The organism is Bacillus sp. NH11B (genome assembly GCF_001884205.1).
In the GTDB taxonomy this organism is placed as follows: domain Bacteria; phylum Bacillota; class Bacilli; order Bacillales; family Bacillaceae_G; genus Bacillus_A; species Bacillus_A proteolyticus.
This window is the reverse complement of the sequence record NZ_MAOG01000130.1, coordinates 132803-149924: the sequence shown is the minus strand read 5'-3', so window position 1 is coordinate 149924 and position 17122 is coordinate 132803. Positions and strand designations below refer to the sequence as shown.

The 17122-nt window shown below is 37.1% G+C and carries 16 protein-coding genes; 2 read left to right on the top strand and 14 right to left on the bottom strand.

The window, feature by feature from the left end:
• Window positions 1-86: 86 nt before the first annotated feature.
• Together BAU27_RS24215 and bdhA are read right to left on the bottom strand one after the other, a co-directional pair.
• On the bottom strand, window positions 87-431 hold the full coding sequence (locus BAU27_RS24215) for a potassium channel family protein (RefSeq protein WP_002114144.1): 345 nt from the start codon (window positions 429-431) through the stop codon (window positions 87-89).
• Between the two features lie 119 nt (window positions 432-550).
• A complete protein-coding gene (gene bdhA, locus BAU27_RS24210) occupies window positions 551-1603 on the bottom strand; it encodes a (R,R)-butanediol dehydrogenase (RefSeq protein ID WP_071772210.1) in 1053 nt (350 codons plus the stop codon).
• Between the two features lie 225 nt (window positions 1604-1828).
• Here bdhA and BAU27_RS24205 point away from each other — a divergent pair, with 225 nt between their 5' ends.
• Window positions 1829-2983, top strand: coding sequence for an MFS transporter (locus BAU27_RS24205; RefSeq protein WP_071743748.1), 1155 nt, complete (start codon window positions 1829-1831; stop codon window positions 2981-2983).
• 19 nt (window positions 2984-3002) lie between these two features.
• Here the strand turns inward: BAU27_RS24205 and BAU27_RS24200 are convergent, their stop codons facing one another.
• From BAU27_RS24200 to BAU27_RS24145, 12 genes are all read right to left on the bottom strand, one after another.
• Window positions 3003-3332, bottom strand: a complete 330-nt coding sequence (locus tag BAU27_RS24200; protein WP_071772209.1) for a hypothetical protein — start codon at window positions 3330-3332, stop codon at window positions 3003-3005.
• 16 nt (window positions 3333-3348) lie between these two features.
• Window positions 3349-3690 (bottom strand): hypothetical protein, encoded by a 342-nt coding sequence (locus tag BAU27_RS24195; protein WP_071743750.1) that lies wholly within the window; start codon window positions 3688-3690, stop codon window positions 3349-3351.
• Between the two features lie 319 nt (window positions 3691-4009).
• Window positions 4010-6409, bottom strand: coding sequence for a M6 family metalloprotease immune inhibitor InhA2 (inhA2, locus tag BAU27_RS24190; RefSeq protein WP_071772208.1), 2400 nt, complete (start codon window positions 6407-6409; stop codon window positions 4010-4012).
• A gap of 457 nt (window positions 6410-6866) precedes the next feature.
• Window positions 6867-7514 carry a fructose-6-phosphate aldolase gene (gene fsa, locus BAU27_RS24185; protein ID WP_000667669.1) on the bottom strand — a complete coding sequence of 216 codons (648 nt, stop codon included), beginning with the start codon at window positions 7512-7514 and terminating at the stop codon, window positions 6867-6869.
• A gap of 38 nt (window positions 7515-7552) precedes the next feature.
• Window positions 7553-8476 (bottom strand): ribose ABC transporter substrate-binding protein RbsB, encoded by a 924-nt coding sequence (rbsB, locus tag BAU27_RS24180; protein WP_002204435.1) that lies wholly within the window; start codon window positions 8474-8476, stop codon window positions 7553-7555.
• Window positions 8477-8490: 14 nt separating this feature from the next.
• Entirely contained in the window at window positions 8491-9426 is a 936-nt protein-coding gene (locus BAU27_RS24175; RefSeq protein WP_002114125.1) for an ABC transporter permease subunit, read from the bottom strand.
• Window positions 9427-9429: 3 nt separating this feature from the next.
• Window positions 9430-10914 (bottom strand): ribose ABC transporter ATP-binding protein RbsA, encoded by a 1485-nt coding sequence (gene rbsA / locus BAU27_RS24170; RefSeq protein WP_071772207.1) that lies wholly within the window; start codon window positions 10912-10914, stop codon window positions 9430-9432.
• Window positions 10915-10932: 18 nt separating this feature from the next.
• Window positions 10933-11328: a D-ribose pyranase gene (gene rbsD, locus BAU27_RS24165; RefSeq protein WP_071772206.1), complete on the bottom strand. Its 396-nt coding sequence runs from the start codon at window positions 11326-11328 to the stop codon at window positions 10933-10935.
• Window positions 11325-12221, bottom strand: a complete 897-nt coding sequence (gene rbsK / locus BAU27_RS24160) for a ribokinase (protein ID WP_071772205.1) — start codon at window positions 12219-12221, stop codon at window positions 11325-11327. Before rbsK ends, rbsD begins: the two co-directional genes overlap by 4 nt.
• Window positions 12222-12234: 13 nt before the next feature.
• Window positions 12235-13227 (bottom strand): ribose operon transcriptional repressor RbsR, encoded by a 993-nt coding sequence (gene rbsR, locus BAU27_RS24155; RefSeq protein ID WP_071772204.1) that lies wholly within the window; start codon window positions 13225-13227, stop codon window positions 12235-12237.
• Window positions 13228-13344: 117 nt separating this feature from the next.
• Window positions 13345-14958, bottom strand: a complete 1614-nt coding sequence (locus BAU27_RS24150; RefSeq protein WP_071772203.1) for an MDR family MFS transporter — start codon at window positions 14956-14958, stop codon at window positions 13345-13347.
• A 19-nt stretch (window positions 14959-14977) separates the two neighbouring features.
• Window positions 14978-15454 carry a MarR family winged helix-turn-helix transcriptional regulator gene (locus BAU27_RS24145; RefSeq protein ID WP_071772202.1) on the bottom strand — a complete coding sequence of 159 codons (477 nt, stop codon included), beginning with the start codon at window positions 15452-15454 and terminating at the stop codon, window positions 14978-14980.
• A gap of 272 nt (window positions 15455-15726) precedes the next feature.
• On the opposite strand from BAU27_RS24145, the gene glpT reads away from it, so the two are divergent.
• Window positions 15727-17076, top strand: coding sequence for a glycerol-3-phosphate transporter (gene glpT / locus BAU27_RS24140; RefSeq protein WP_071743757.1), 1350 nt, complete (start codon window positions 15727-15729; stop codon window positions 17074-17076).
• Window positions 17077-17122: the final 46 nt, after the last annotated feature.

Here is a 17122-nt window from a genome sequence, read left to right as displayed (position 1 = left end):
GCACTTACATTGTAATAAATTATTGTTAAGCTACTGCAAATACTTGTCTAAACTAATGTAAAAAAAGAGTAAAGCGATTAACCGCTTTACTCTTTTTTTCTTTTCGATAATATACTTGGCAGTTGCACATTAACTGCCAATTTATGAATAAATCCAAACACTAATCCAATCCCGATAAATATGTATAAGATCGTAAACACCTTTCCAAAATCAGTTTGCGGACTAAAATTCCCATCACCGACAGTCGTCAACGTAACCACACTAAAATATAGAGCGTCAAGAGGACGTAATCCTTCAACTGTACTATAAAAAATCGTCCCCGATGTTAATGTCAAAATTGTTAATACGAATAACACTTGAAACTCTTTATCTTTCCATGCTCGTAAACAGGCTCTTAACATTCGTTTCAATGTCAACATAAATGAAAGCATTGGACTTCCCCTTCCAAACAAAAATACCTTTAGTTAAAGGAAAGTCTATCACCTTTCAGTATAGAAAAAAAGTAGCCCTTTTCTATTTCTAGAAAAGAGCTACTTTCTTCTATTATATATTATTTAGGTGAAACAAGAATTTTCACTTGTGTTTTATCTTTTACAAGTGCTTCAAAGCCTTCTTCAACAACTTGGTCCACTGTAATTTTTTTCGTAATTAATTTCTCTGCTTGAATTTGGCCAGAGCTAATTAATTTAATAACAGCTGGGAATATATGACGATATCCAAGAATACCGATAACTTCTTTTTCTTTTAATACAAGGTTGTTCGGAGTAATTGTCGCATCTTTTTCCCACACACTAACAATTACTGTTTGACCTTCAAAGCTTGTACTTTCAATCGCTTGACGAAGTACAACTTCAACACCTGTTACTTCAAAGCTCACATTTACACCTAAACCATTGGTTAAGTTGCGAATTTCTGCTAGTACATCTTGAGTTGCTGGGTTTAATACGTAATCCGCACCTGCTAATTTCGCTAACTCTTGACGTTCTTTAGAAAGTTCAACTGCGATAACAGGAGTTGCTCCTGCTGCTTTTGCTGCTTGGATAACAAGAAGTCCAATTGGACCACAACCAAATACTGCTACTGCTTCCCCTTCTTTTAATTTACTCTGACGTACTGCATGAACTGCTACTGCTGCTGGTTCTACAAGCGCACCTTGTTCATACGTCATTTCGTCTGGAATATGATGAACCATATCTTCTGGTACTACTGTATATTCAGAGAAACCACCACCGTCTCCACCAAGACCGTGGAAAACAAGTTGTTCACAAACATTGTAATGTCCATGTTTACAAGCTTCACATTTACCACAAGCATAAATTGGTTCTACAACAACGCGGTCTCCCACTTTATGAGATGTAACGCCTTCACCGATTTCTACTACCTCACCGCTAAACTCATGACCTAAAATAACTGGTGCTTTCACATGTGTTAATGGGTGCTCTTCTGTTGGAATAAAAATTGGTCCTGCTAAATATTCATGCAAGTCTGTCCCGCAGATACCACACCATTTAACTTTAATTTTCACTGCTCCTGGTCGTACAGTTGGTTCCGGTACTTCTTCTACTCGTACATCACGTTGATTATGCCAAAGTAATGCTTTCATTTTAAACATCCCTCTCTATGTATATACTTAACCTGGTGAAGTTTACAAATCTATTATAGTACTTCTATCCATATATTTCAAAAAAACAATCTCATTTCCACTAATTTTTAACAAATAACGTTCAATATTTTGTCACTTTGTACTTTTTTCCACATCTGTTAATTCAATTTCATTGCAGTTGAAATTAGCATTATGCCATAATAGCATAGGAGAGGTGAATATCGCTTGAAATATTTTATTTACTTTATTGTTATCGTAGCGTTTTTAGATACATTTTCACAATTACCTATTATGAGTACTTTCGCTCAAAGTCTTGGAGGAACCCCTCTTGTTATCGGACTAGTTGTCGGTATGTACTCATTCGCTAATATGATCGGTAATATTATTGCTGGAGCCGCTGTCGATAAATTTGGCGCAAAAAAAATCCTTTATATAAGCATGGGAATTACGAGTTTCATAGTCTTGTTATACACCGTTGTTCAAAGTGGTGAACAACTATTAGTTGTGCGCTTTATGCACGGTTTTAGTGACGGGTTTTTAATTCCTGCTGCCTTTACATTTTTATCAAAGCAAACGAATTCAGCAAGGCAAGGTAAGGCAATGGCTCTATCTGGTGCTGCTGTTGGAACAGCTGCAATCGTAGGACCTGCTTTCAGCGGTATTATGAAAGCAACAGCTGGTATAGAGTGGGTGTTCATTACTATTTCTATTTTAATGGTTCTTGGTACAATCGTATCTCTATTCTTCTTACCAAATAACGTATCAAGAAAAGATACATCAAGAACTCAAATGATGAACAAAGAAGATATGATTGTACTATTGAAATCAGAACCGTTATTACAAGCATATATTGGTGCTTTCACACTAATGTTTTCACAGGGGATTGTCACTTATATGTTACCTGTAAAAGTTGAGGCGTTAGCACTTAAAGCATCTACAACAGGCATGATGTTAAGTGTATTCGGAATTACCGCTATCCTCTTCTTCTTACTGCCAACAAATCGCATTTACGATCGATTTAATCGTTCAAAACTAATGCTAATCGGGATTGCAGTAATGGCACTAGCATTATCTTTACTCGGATTATTTGCAACAAAAGGCATGCTCTTTATCGTTATGATGATTTATGGAATTGGGTTCGCTATCCTTTTCCCAGCAATTAATGCTCTACTTGTTGAAAATACGACAGATAATAATCGCGGGAAAGCATTCGGGTTGTTTTATGCATTCTTCTCGTTAGGAGTTGTTGCTGGATCCTTTACAGTTGGAGCAATCGGAGCATCACCTAGCGCTAGCTTCGTTATCGGAACTGCATTCTTGTTAACATTTGCTGGAATGATTTTTGTAAGAAGCAAAGTAAAAAAGACAATGATGGGTTAATTCCATCATTGTCTTTTTTTTAAAATGCGTATTGATATAACCCGTAATATAACGGAAGCGTTGGAATAATCCCAATTAATTTAAATACAAAAGGCAACGATTCATTCTTCTCTTCATATAAGCGTAAAATAAAAACTGCACTCAAAGTCCAAATAATGCTAAACACAAAGATGCATTTCCAAACGATTGGGGTTAATATTTCTACATCGAAGACAAAACCAAATAGCCCTATCCACGTAATAATGGACACTACAAAATCAAACTTTTGAATTGGTGTTTGAAACACCCCTCTTATTAATGAAGTAATAGCTAATATCGCTACAATGACTAAATAAATTTTCCACAACATAATGATAAGCTCCTGTTCAATTTTTCACTTTCAATAAACCATACTTAATAAACAATCTGGCATTATATTTTTCATAGAAATAATACAACGGATAACAAAATAAGAAGAAAATAAGTACGGTTGGTACATTGTCTATAATAGAAAAATATTTTCCTAGCAATTCTTTAATACTCTCACCAATAATAATAAACAGTGGAATTATACAAATTGCCGCTAATATTAAACATGGTGTTATCCTTATTTCTTTCAGCTTCACCTTACAATGTGGACACCTTAATGAAAAAAGATGTGGGATATCGATAATATGTTGTGCAGTAATATTTCCTTCACACTGTGGGCAGACAATTGTTTCTTTCATTTATAACTCCTCCTTTCTACTCAAAAAAAAAGCTCTATCGAATAGAGCTTTTTTTCGCCTAATATATATTACTTTTGCATATAACCAAGTAATACTGTAAATAAACTTATGTATAAAAGCAATACTACTTTCTCCCTTAAAAAAATAAACTAAATAAATACTGACGATACTTCGACAATTTCCTCGGAAATATTTCCTTTCCCCACATAATTTGATACACTATACATGAATTAACAGTTGTATTACACGAGCTAAAATAATAACTTACTGCACAAATTAAAAAGCACACTCTTCATATGAAGAATGTGCTTTTATTTTATTAACGCTTAATCCAAACAGCGCCTGCTGACTTATCCTCTGCTTGTCCAACAACTTGGAATTTAAGTCCAAGGTTTGGAACTTTTCGTCCCGCGTCAGCAATTTGCTTATTACTGTATACCTTTGAATCATCGAACGTTGTAATACCTTGTAATCCAGTATAATTAAACTGTCCTCGTGTAAATGAATTTACACTCCATGAAGGTGTTTGATCAAATGAAAATGCAGCATCTGCAATTTGAATTCCAGTATTACCGTATGCTGGTTTCCCGCCTAAATTTCCAACAATCGCTTCTGGATGAGAATCTACAACACCAAGGAAGCCTTCACCTGGATGTAACCCAACCCAGTTATCTTTGAAGCTATCATCTGCATACCAAACGACAAGACCTGTATTATACACTGGACCTCTTCCCGCTTTTAATCCATTATCTGATCCGGCATAGTTTCTCCACTCTAGATAATAATAATGAGGTTTCTGTTCTGTCCCATCAGAAACAACGAATCCATTTAACTTCATTTTAGACTGTCCTTCTGCGTCATCTGAAAATACTACTTGTCCATCAACTGTTACATTTACATTATCCATTGCAAAACCTTTATATGTTAAAGCTGGATCTGTAATATAGTCGAATTGTAGTTTAACTTTCTTCCCTTTAAATTGACTTAAATCGTATGATTTATCAATCCATTTTCCATCTGTTGTATCTTTATCTTCTTGGACTATGTTTTCTCCCAATCTATCAATTAATGTTTTCGTTCCATCTTCAGTTACAGCATGTACTTCGATGAAATCACACTCTGCTTCTAGTTCATAATTCGCTTTATAATCAAATTTTGCATTTGTTCCTTTTGTTAAATCGAAGAATGGTGTTTCTAATGTCGTATGAATATCATCGCCTCTTGTACTATAGTATGCACGCTTTCCAAATCCAGGCTTAATTGTTTCAATACTCTTACCTGGTAAGTTGACACGTACGACACCTGGACGATTTGATTTCGTAACACTTTGATCAATATATGTAGGGACTCCTACACCACTCTTAATTTTATCGTAATCTACTTCTAAAATTTTTGCCCAGTTTCCACCCATATTCTTTTGTAAGAAGTCTTTATTTTGTGGTGAAAAACTAGTTGGCTCTGTCCCTGCGATTTTTCCTGTCCAGCTACCTCCACTCATTAATGACCAAGCTTCAACAGGTGATCCATTTCCAGTATAATTCGTATCATACTCATCTGGTAAACCAAGGTCATGTCCAAATTCATGTGCAAACACACCTACTGCACCGTCTTCTGGTTCAATTGTGTAATCATGAGCCGCTACTTTTCCACCCCAATAAGGTACTTTAGATGTTGTTCCTTCAATCGCTACTGGATCCCTTGCTAATTTAGATCGATGTGACCAAATTGCATCATCTCCTAATTTACCACCGCCAGCTTCTTGACCAACACCGGCATGAATTACCATTAAATGATCAATTACACCGTCCGGTTCATTAAGATTGCCATCGCCATTTGTATCATAGCGGTCGAACTGATCGAATTGTGATAAATCTAATCCTTTATCCGCTGCAGCTTTTAATGCTTCTTTCACTAAATCACGCGCACCTTTTGGTCCTTTATTATCGTGACCGCTACTACCATCAGCACCGTAATCAGCAGCTTTACCTGGAACAGTTAACCACTCTGTTACATACCCATCTGTCGTATAACTGCCACCAGACTGTTCTTCATAATATTGCTTAAATGTTTTTACTTTTGAACCATCAAATAATGTGTAAGGCTCATTACCAAATAACATTTTTTGATAATGTTCCCTACTAAAATCTTTCGAGTACATATAACCCGGTGTTTGCTCAATATTATTATGTTTATAATCACTAAACTCAACGAGTAACACTAACACTTTATCATTACGGACAGGTCCACTATATGGAGCTTGTTTCGCCTTAGAAGTTGGAACTTTCCCATCTAATTGCTTTTTATTTGGCTCCGGCTTTTGATCAGGGCTCACATTTTTTTCAGCTTTCTTTACCTTCTCTTTTTCCTCCATCTTTTTCTCTTTTACCTTTTTTACGAAGTCAGATGCTTCTTTAGCAGTATCCTCTGGAAAAATTTCTTTATTTGCCTGATCCCCTTGTTTCTTTTCAATATATTGCTCTACAGCTTTTTTCGTCTCTTCTTTAGACGAAGCTGGATTAATTGTTCCTCTTTCTTTCAATGCTTCCGCTAAACGATCCTCTTGAATTAAATTATGATCAATTGGAGTTGTAGACATATTTTCTTTTGCTCCCGCTGGCGTTTCTGCATATGCTAACGGAGCACTCATTACAGCTGTGCATCCGATGATTGTCGCAATTGCTAATGACGACAACACTTTAAATGGTGTTTTTCTTCTCATTGTATTTCTCTCCTTTTACAAATCTTAAAATTCTGATAATTGAACATAAACTAACCGCTATCCTCCCTTATATAAAAAAGACATAATTCTATAAACGATAAACCTTCTGTTATAGAATCATGCCCTCCAGTTTTCTGGTCAGACCCTCTATTTTTTTATCCCTCTATTTGCTGGGCAGTAAGACTCCCATCTCAAAATTCAGCGAATGCAAGGAAGTTAAGAGGGAGATAACTGCCCGTAAAAGCCCGATTGGTGAGGGCTGATAATCGGTGGGGGATGAACAACCCCCCCACTGATTAAAGTTTCACTTTATGTCGAAATATGAAAAATAAAAAGTGATTTGATATATATTAAATAGCTTATATAACAAATTTAAAAGACAATATGCAAAATTGCATGAAAATTCTTTAAAACAAAAAGAATCCTAGTCAATTAAACTAGGATTCTCGATTTTCTATTATTTCTCTTGTGTTTTTTCCCAATCAGCTAAGAATTTCTCAATTCCTTGATCTGTTAATGGATGCTTCACTAATGAAGCGATTACGTTTGCTGGGATTGTTGCAATATGTGAACCGTTTAATGCTGCTTCTGTTACGTGAACACTGTGACGTACAGATGCTGCAATGATTTCTGTTTCAATGCCGTGAATTGCAAAGATTTCTGCGATTTGGCGAATTAAGTCCATACCGTTATGACCGATATCATCTAGGCGACCTAAGAACGGTGAAACGTATGTCGCACCAGCGCGAGCTGCAAGTAATGCTTGCACTGCTGAGAATACTAATGTAACGTTTGTACGAATTCCTAAATCTGAGAATGCTTTTACTGCTTTTAAGCCTTCTGTTGTCATTGGAACTTTTACGACTACATTTGGAGCGATTTTTGCTAATTCTTTTCCTTCTTCAATCATTTTATCAGCTTCTAAGCTAATTACTTCTGCGCTTACAGGTCCTTCAATAAAGCTGCAAATTTCACGAATACGCTCATGGAAATCTACGCCTTCTTTTGCTACAAGTGATGGATTTGTCGTTACTCCAGCTACTACACCTAATGCATTTGCCTCTTTAATTTCGTTAATGTTTGCTGTATCAATAAAAAATTTCATTTGTTATTCTTCCTTCCTAATTTTCATTTTATATTTATTTATTTTTTCTTAATAAGCTCTAATTCAATCGGAATAAATTTGTCCACCTTTTTACCTTGTGTTATCTCTTTCGCTGTTTCCATCGCCTTCTCTCCGATTAATTCCGGTTTTTGAGCGACTGTTGCTGCCATGCGCCCATCTTTAACCGCTTTTACAGCATCGTCCGTTGCATCAAATCCAACAACGACTACGTCCGTTTTGCCAGCAGATTTCAACGCCTCAAGTGCGCCTAATGCCATTTCGTCGTTATGAGCAAACACTGCTTTTATATCGCTATTTGCTTGCAAAATATTTTCCATAACGGATAACCCTTTTGCACGATCGAAATCAGCTGCTTGTTTTGCTACTACTTTTAAAGACTTATCAGCCACGTTATGGAATCCTTTCCCACGCTCACGAGCAGCAGACGATCCAGGGATTCCTTCTAACTCAGCAACATTTGTTCCTTCACCAACTAATTCCCGAATGTAATCACTAGCCATTTGGCCACCTTCTACATTGTTGGAAGCTATGTGAGAAACAACTTTACCTGAATTTGCAACTCGGTCTACTGTAATAACAGGAACATTGGCTGCATTGGCTGCACTTACCGCTGAAGCAACAGCATCTGAGTCGGTTGGATTAATAACAACTACATCGACACCTTTTTGAATTAAATCTTCAACATCGTTTGTTTGCTTCGCTGCATCATTTTGTGCATCAACAGCAATTAATTCAATGCCGCTATCTTTTGCTTTCTTTTCTGCACCTTTTTTCAACGTGACGAAAAATGGATTATTTAAAGTTGAAACAGAAAATCCAACTTTAATAGTTTTATTTCGACCTTTATCGCCAGAATCCTTTGCCCAATCTGGTGGTTCCATTGAACAACCAGCAGTAACTACCATGATGCATGCAACGAGTATCAGTAACCATTTTTTCATGAATTGCCCCTCCATTACGCTTCTTTTCGACGATCAATTAGTACAGCTAGTAAGATTACAAGTCCTTTTACAACTTGTTGGAAGAAAGAAGATACACCTAATAAATTTAAACCGTTATTTAGTACACCAATAATAAGCACACCGATGAATGTACCAACAATCCATCCTCTTCCGCCAGAAAGACTCGTTCCTCCTAACACAACTGCAGCAATTGCATCTAATTCGTAAGAAGTACCAGCAGTCGGCTGTGCAGAATCTAATCTTGATGTTAAGACAATACCTGCAAGCGCTGCCAAAATTCCGGAAAGACCGTAAATCATTACTTTAATTCTCGTAACATTAATACCAGATAAAGCTGCCGCTTCTTCATTTCCACCAATCGCAAACGTACGGCGACCAAACGTTGTTTTCTTTAAAATAAAGTACAGTACTGCAAAAGCGATCATCATTGTAACGGCTGGCACAGGAATACCGAGGAAATAACCACGGCCAAACATTTGGAACATTAAATGATCACCAAGACCAGTGATCGGACGTCCGTCCATATAAACAAGCGTCAACCCGCGAAAAATAGTCATTGTTGCTAAAGTTGCAATAAACGGAGCTACTTTTCCCTTCGCAATAATGATACCGTTTATAATTCCCATTGCAAGACCTGCTAATAATCCAACTACCATTGCAAGGAACGGATCCATGCCACTTGCCATCATTCCGGCAACAAGTGCACTTGATAATGCTAAAATAGAACCTACCGATAAGTCAATACCCCCTGTTAAAATAACGAAGGTCATTCCAAATGCAATGAGTGCATTAATCGATACTTGGCGCAGTATATTAAATAAATTTGGAATTTCAATAAATGCTGGATTTAAAGCTGTAATTACTACGATAATTAATACTAATCCAATTAAAGAACCAAGTTGTTGTAATACATTCCCCTTCTTAGCCATATCTTACTCTCCCCCTGTAGCTAGTGCCATAATAGACTCTTGCGATGCCTGATCCTTCTCTAAAATACCACCGATTTTCCCCTCATGAATGACGAGAACACGATCACTCATTCCTAAAACTTCTGGAAGCTCAGACGATACCATAATAACGGAATCTCCTTGCTCGGTAAGCTTATTCATAATAGAGTAAATTTCTTTTTTAGCCCCAACATCTACACCTCTCGTTGGTTCATCTAAAATGAGTAACTGCGGATGAATACCTAACCATTTTGCAATTACAATCTTTTGCTGATTTCCACCAGAAAGAGATTTTACAGCTTGCTCTCCGTTTGCTGCTTTCACATTAAGAAGCTTCATCATATCCTCTGTAAATTGCTGTTCTAAACCTTTATTAACAACGCTTCCCTTTGAAAGACTTTCTAAATTTGGTAAAGCTAAATTTTCACGAATCGAAAAATCTAACACAAGCCCTTCAGATTTTCTATCCTCTGTAATAAAGGCAATTCGTTGTCTAATCGCATCAATTGGACTATCAATTTTCACTTCTTGTCCATTCATAAAAATTTGTCCTGAATCAAGCGGTTCATATCCAAATATCGCTTTCATAATATCCGTGCGACCAGCTCCCATCAAGCCCGCAACACCAAGGATTTCACCTTTTCTAACTTGAAACGAAACATTTTCAAATTTCCCCTTTTTCGTTCCGTTACGCATTTCAAAAATCACTTCGCCAATTTGACTATTTCGTTCTGGATAACGTTCACCAATACTACGACCCACCATCATGCTAACTACTTCATCAAATGATGTCTCCGGAATTAATCTTTTCCCTACATATTCTCCATCACGTAAAATCGTAATAGCATCACATATTGAAAAAATTTCTTCCATCCGGTGTGAAATATAAACGAACGAAACGCCCTCTTTACGCAATTTATTAATAACAATAAACAGTGTTTCAATTTCGCGATCTGTTAATGCTGCTGTAGGTTCATCCATAATAATAACGCTCGCATTTGTCATTAATGCTTTCGCAATTTCAATAATTTGCTGTTGTCCAACTGATAATTCACCTGCTAGCATAGCGCCTCTCACATGTAGACCAAGATCCGCTAATTGTTGCTTGGCAATCGCATTCATTTGGCGCGTACGTAAAATGCCCGTTTTCCCATACATTAACTCTTTTCCAAGAAACATATTTTCAGCTACCGTTAAATTTGGTAATATGTTCAACTCTTGATGGATAAATGCAATACCATACTCTTCAGCTTCTTTCGCATTTTTAAAAGTTCTTTCTTGTCCATCAATCGTGACTGTTCCACTGTCTTTTTTATATACACCTGTTAAAATCTTCATGAGCGTCGATTTCCCCGCTCCGTTTTCCCCCATCAATGCATGGACTTCTCCTGTTTCAATCATAAACTGTGCGTTTTTTAGAACAGGATTACCACTGAACGCTTTTGAAATGTTTTTCATTTCAATATGCATTCTCATCACATCCCTTTATTAAAAAATCACGCCTGCATGTAAAATAACATTCGCATAAGGCGTTGCTTCTCCTGTACGAATAATCGCCTTCGCTCTCTTTGTATGCTCTTTAAACTCCTTATGAGACACATATTCAAATGCCGGCTCTATTAAACGCATCTCAACCTCTTTATTTACCTCTGCATTACTCATAATAACTTCTTCTGCTAACGTCACTTTTTCAATCGCCATATCATCGGCAACTACTTGTAATACGTCTAAAAAACTAGGTTTCCCAATCTCAACTGCTAAATCAATTCGTTTTACTCCATCAGGAATAGGTAATCCGCAATCAGCAATTACAATTGTATCTGTATGTCCAAGTGAAGCAAGGACTGCCGCGATTTCGCTATTTAATACACCGTGCTTTTTCATCCGACAATCACCTGCACTTCACGCACCCTATCTCTCGTTGGCATACCGCCTTGTGCCCCAAGTTTTGTTACAGAAAGGCCACCAGCAATATTGGCAAAACGAATTGCTTTTTGAAGTGTTTCTCCTTCAGAAAGTGCGACTGCTAACGCACCATTAAATGTGTCACCAGCTCCAGTCGTATCTACTACATCAACAGCAATACTAGGAACATGTACAATCTCCGTACCATTATGGAAACGAACACCGCTAGAACCTTCTGTTATCAGTAGTTTGTTTGGGTACTTAGCCAGTAGATCTTCAATTGGTGATGTGAAATCATCTAATACAATGCGACACTCATGCTCATTTGGCGTAATATAAGTCGCCTTTTCTAAAATATCTTCTGATAAGATTTGTGCTGGAGCAGGATTCAACATAACCGGAATTTTATGCTCCTCACAAATAGACAGAACGTATTTTACTGTTTCAAGCGGAATCTCTAGTTGAAGAACAACCATATCAGCTTTTACAAAAAGGTCTTTTGAACGATCTACAATCGACTCATTTACAAGAGCATTTGCTCCTTGTACGACAACAATACTGTTGTCCTCTTCTGCTAAAATGATATGAGCAATTCCTGTCGTTCTATCTGTAACCGGTACCACATAGTCGATAAAAACGCGTTCGTTCTCCAAATTTTTTCTAACTACTGTTCCATAATCATCATTTCCTACTGCACCAACCATCGCTACATTTGCTCCTAATCTAGCTGCTGCAACTGCTTGGTTAGCTCCTTTCCCTCCTGGGATCGTATGAAACGCTTCACCAATTACTGTTTCTCCTGCTTTCGGCCGTATTTTTGAAACAGCCACTAAGTCCATTGAAATACTACCTACTACTGCAATATTCGGCATCTGTCTCATCTCCTTACTTCGTTGTATTTCTTTCTATAATTTCAATCGGTAAACGATAGTGTTTCTCTTCTAATGCATTTCCTTCCATCTGCTCTAACAACAGCTCTGTTGCAATTTTCCCCATTTCATATATTGGCTGTGCAACAGTCGTAATAGATGGATACATCATTTCTGTTAAAGAAATTCCATCGAATCCGATAATTTGTAAATCATCTGGGATAGAAATCCCCTTTTGAAGTGCAGCCTTTACAATACCAATTGCAATTAAATCATTCCCAGCAACAATTCCGTCAATATGCGGATACTCTTCCAATAATTCTACCGCTACCTGTTCACTATTAGCTGGATCGAATGTACTCTCTGCAATCATATAAGAAAGATTATTTTGCGTAATAACGTCTACAAAGCCTTCAAAACGTTCGTTGGCTGTGCTTACATCACGTGGTCCGCGAATATGTGCAATATGTTTACATCCTTTATCTATTAATAACTTTGTCGCCGCCTGACTCCCTGCATAGTTATCTGCATATACAGTAGGAATGCGCTCATTAAACATACGGTCAATCGCAACAACTGGAATAGACAAATTCATGTAATTAACACTATTTTGTGGATTCGTTGCCACAATAAACCCATCCACATTATTTTGTCTAAGTACGTCAATGTATTGTTTCTCTTTTTCTAAACTTTCATCAGAGTTACAAAGGACAACTGTGTAACCTTGCTTATGTGCTACATCTTCTACGGCACGTGCAACTTCCGGAAAGAATGGATTCACGATATTTGGAACAACTAAGCCAATTAAACGAGATTTTTTATTGTATAAAGAACGCGCTACTGTACTAGGCTTATAATCTAGCATTTCAATTGCTCGCTCTACTTTCTTTAATGTATCCTCATGAACATATCCATTTTTATTTAACACTCTGGAAACGGTCGCAACAGATACTCCCGCTAATTTCGCAACGTCTTTAATCGTACTCATTCTCTTTTCTCTCCATTTCATGTAACCGTTTACAGAAAATAATATAACGTATTTCTAAAAATACGTCAATCATTTCTCATAAAAAAGCTTTTAAGGTTATACTCAAAAAAAGCACCGCCATAAGGCGATGCTTTTTCATTACGAAGATGATGCAGTTCGTTCGTTCTCTTCTACAGCAGGCTCTTCAGCACTTTTTTTACGATCAGACAGCTTAATCTTCTGTAAGAAAATCGTAAAGATTGCACCTACTATGATAAATACTAATCCTGTTAAGAATACAGTATGAAGTGAGTCTACTAAAGAACTTTTCAAAATTGGTACGATGCTATTAGAGAATGCTTCTGGCATTTGCTTTAATGCTTCTGGATTAAAGAGCATCGAATATAAACCTTGTGGGTCTGTATGAATCATATCTTTAAATTTTGTTACCATTTGTCCCGCTTCTTTCGGGAACGTATCTAATACAGGTACTAATTTATTTGTTAATGTTGTACCTGAAGTGTTATTCATAATTGATCCTAAAATTGTAATACCGAATGTTCCACCGATTTGACGGAAGAACTGACTTGATGATGTTACTACACCAAGATCTTTTTTCGGGAAGCTTTCTTGTAACGCCAATGTTAATGTTGGCATAACAAGACCCATTCCTAAACCGATAACCATCATATAAGAAGTAGCAGTAAGCTTAGTTGTGTGCATATCCATCGTTGTTAATAACCAGAATCCACCAGCCATAACAAGCATACCTGTGATAATTTGTGGTTTCACACCGACTTTTAATACAAGTTGACCGCCGATAATACTCATAACAATCATTGTAATCATCATTGGTGTCATGATCGTTCCTGATTCAGCAGCACTTACTCCTACAATTCCTTGCATGAAGAACGGTACGAACATAATAGCTCCAAACATTCCGATACTCATAAAGAATCCAATCGCATTCAGTATTGTAAAGGTGCGATTTTTAAAGAAATGCATTGGTAAAATTGGTTCTTCAGCTTTCGTTTCAACAATAATAAAGCTAACGATACCAATTAAAGCTAATGCGAATAACCCGATAATTTGCCAAGAATCCCATGCGTAATCTTTCCCACCAAACGTTAACGCAAGTAATAAACTTACAACACCGAGAATCATCGTAAAGATTCCAGCGATGTCAATTTTAATTGGACCTGTTTGTTTATGCGATTTTAATCCCATTGCAATAAAGATCGTCGCTAAAATACCAACTGGTAAGTTAATGTAGAATACCCATCTCCAGTTCACGGCATCTACAATCCAACCACCAACTTGTGGCCCAATTACAGAAGCAAGACCGTATAGAGCTCCAAAAATACCTTGCCATTTCGCACGTTCTTTTCCTGTGAACATATCTCCGATAATAATCATAGCCATTGGCATCATAATACCGCCACCAAGACCTTGAATACCACGGAAAATAATTAATTCTGTCATACCATTTGCCATACCACATAACGCTGAACCAATCATAAAAATAACTAATCCTGTTATATATACATTACGACGCCCAAGTAAATCCGCTAATTTACCTGCAATTGGTACGACTGTCGTTGATGTTAACATGTAAGCAGTTGTTAACCATGTCATTAAGCTTAATCCGCCAAGTTCACCGACGATACGCGGCATTGCTGTACCAACGATTGTTCCGTCTAACGCAGCAAATAGCATCGCGATTACTAAACCGACTAACAACAACTTTCTATTCTGATTTTCTTGTTGCTCCATGTAATCTCCTCAATTCCTCTTATTTATTCTCTTTTTTCTCTTTTTTCTCTTTTTTCTCTTGTGTCCCGCAAATAATTGTTTCTAACTTTTCAAAGAGACGTAACAAATCTTCTCGCTCTTGTAATTCTAATTGTGAAAAGTATTTGCCGATATGCTCATTACGAGCTGCCATCGCCTCTTCTACTGTATCTTTCCCCTTTTTCGTTAGCTCAATGACGACAACGCGGCGATCATTATCGTCGTGATAACGCTCTACTAGCCCATGATCAATTAAACGATCAATCATTACTGTAATCGCGCTCGGTTTCACGTACATTTTCTCCGCTAATTGTGTTGCTCTTGAGGCTCCGTGATGATCTAAAATCTTCAAAATATAAAACTGTGGTGGTGTAAGTCCTGATGCTTGCATTTGTTCCAGTAGCTCCGTTTGCATTTTCTTTCCTATAGCAAATGTAAGAGCTTGAATCTTATCAATATGAGTCATATCATTTGGCATGTTATCCACCTCTTATTTAAACAATAAAATATTTAACGTATTTAAATATTAATCCCACAAACAAATTACGTCAACAACTTTATTTATAAAAACGTTTACATTTTTGTCACAAAGTTGTATAATTTTCGTCGAAGTTAATATTGACAGTCACGGAGAATCGGATTATACGGCTATGAATCATAAAAAAGGGGAACTTTTTTATATTTCATGGCCTTTTTGTATTCTCTCTGTCTTAAAACGCTTCGAATTAATTAGGGGAGGATTTTCATTTTATGTTTTTCACACAATTATTTAAACCTGCGCCCCACGCAGAACGCTTACCTACTGATCGCACTGATAGCGAATACCGTAAATTACGTTTACAAGTATTTTTAGGTATCTTCATCGGTTATGCGGGTTACTACTTTGTTCGAAAAAACTTTTCACTCGCAATGCCATACTTAATCGAACAAGGCTTTAGTAAAGCGGAACTTGGGGTTATCCTTTCAGCAGTATCTATCGCTTACGGATTAAGTAAATTTCTTATGGGTATCGTATCCGATCGTTGTAATCCTCGCTACTTTTTAGCAGCTGGGCTATTTTTATCAGGTATCATTAATATTATTTTCGGCTCATTTTCTTTCATTACAACGAGCATTATACTTATGTTTGTACTTCAGTTTTTAAATGGATGGGTACAAGGTATGGGATGGCCTCCTTGTGGCCGTACGATGGTTCACTGGTTCTCGATTAGTGAACGTGGTACAAAAATGTCTATTTGGAACGTCGCTCATAATGTCGGTGGCGCACTTATGCCTTCTCTCGTTACATTAGGCTTATATTTCTTTGCAAATGACTGGAAAAGTATATTTTACTTCCCAGGTATTCTTTCAATTTTAGTTGGGATTTATGTATTAATTACGATGCGTGATACGCCTCAATCTTGTGGATTACCATCTATCGAAGAACATACTGGTGAATATCCATCAGATGAAAAAGTAGCGGACCGTGAACGCGAACTTTCGGTAAAGGAAATTTTATTTACATACATATTAAACAATAAATTTTTATGGTATATCGCTATCGCGAACGTATTCGTTTATTTCGTTCGCTACGGTGTTGTAGACTGGGCTCCTACTTATTTAGTAGAGGAAAAAAGCTTTACTCATAGTAGCTCACGTACAGCTTATGCTCTATATGAATGGGCTGGTATTCCAGGTACACTTCTTTGCGGATGGATGAGTGATAAACTGTTTAAAGGGCGCCGCGCACCTGCTGGTATTTTATTTATGGTCGGTGTATTCATTGCCGTTCTTGTTTACTGGCTAAATCCTGCTGGCCACCCAATCATTGATAGTATCGCACTTGTTTCCATTGGATTTTTAATTTACGGACCTGTTATGTTAATTGGCCTACACGCTCTTGACTTAGCACCAAAGAAAGCTGCTGGAACTGCCGCTGGGTTAACTGGGTTCTTCGGTTACCTAGGCGGAGCTACTTTTGCTAGCGCAGCTATGGGCTTTATTGTAGATGGATTCGGATGGGACGGCGGATTCATTTTGCTACTTGCTTCTTGTGTGCTTGCAATGTTCTTCCTTGCTCTTACTTTAAATACAGGATCTGTAAAACCAAAACAAGCTTAAACACTAATATTATACTTACAAAAAAAAGAGAGACAGTTCTTTCCAG

Coding starts and splice junctions, on each gene's coding strand:
- bdhA (WP_071772210.1), bottom strand. CDS start 1,603: ATGAAAGCATTACTTTGGCATAATCAACGTGATGTACGAGTAGAAGAA.
- rbsD (WP_071772206.1), bottom strand. CDS start 11,328: ATGAAAAAGCACGGTGTATTAAATAGCGAAATCGCGGCAGTCCTTGCT.
- glpT (WP_071743757.1), top strand. CDS start 15,727: ATGTTTTTCACACAATTATTTAAACCTGCGCCCCACGCAGAACGCTTA.
- rbsR (WP_071772204.1), bottom strand. CDS start 13,227: ATGAAATGGAGAGAAAAGAGAATGAGTACGATTAAAGACGTTGCGAAA.
- BAU27_RS24150 (WP_071772203.1), bottom strand. CDS start 14,958: ATGGAGCAACAAGAAAATCAGAATAGAAAGTTGTTGTTAGTCGGTTTA.
- rbsB (WP_002204435.1), bottom strand. CDS start 8,476: ATGAAAAAATGGTTACTGATACTCGTTGCATGCATCATGGTAGTTACT.
- inhA2 (WP_071772208.1), bottom strand. CDS start 6,409: ATGAGAAGAAAAACACCATTTAAAGTGTTGTCGTCATTAGCAATTGCG.
- BAU27_RS24145 (WP_071772202.1), bottom strand. CDS start 15,454: ATGCCAAATGATATGACTCATATTGATAAGATTCAAGCTCTTACATTT.
- BAU27_RS24215 (WP_002114144.1), bottom strand. CDS start 431: ATGCTTTCATTTATGTTGACATTGAAACGAATGTTAAGAGCCTGTTTA.
- BAU27_RS24195 (WP_071743750.1), bottom strand. CDS start 3,690: ATGAAAGAAACAATTGTCTGCCCACAGTGTGAAGGAAATATTACTGCA.
- BAU27_RS24175 (WP_002114125.1), bottom strand. CDS start 9,426: ATGGCTAAGAAGGGGAATGTATTACAACAACTTGGTTCTTTAATTGGA.
- BAU27_RS24200 (WP_071772209.1), bottom strand. CDS start 3,332: ATGTTGTGGAAAATTTATTTAGTCATTGTAGCGATATTAGCTATTACT.
- rbsK (WP_071772205.1), bottom strand. CDS start 12,221: ATGCCGAATATTGCAGTAGTAGGTAGTATTTCAATGGACTTAGTGGCT.
- rbsA (WP_071772207.1), bottom strand. CDS start 10,914: ATGCATATTGAAATGAAAAACATTTCAAAAGCGTTCAGTGGTAATCCT.
- fsa (WP_000667669.1), bottom strand. CDS start 7,514: ATGAAATTTTTTATTGATACAGCAAACATTAACGAAATTAAAGAGGCA.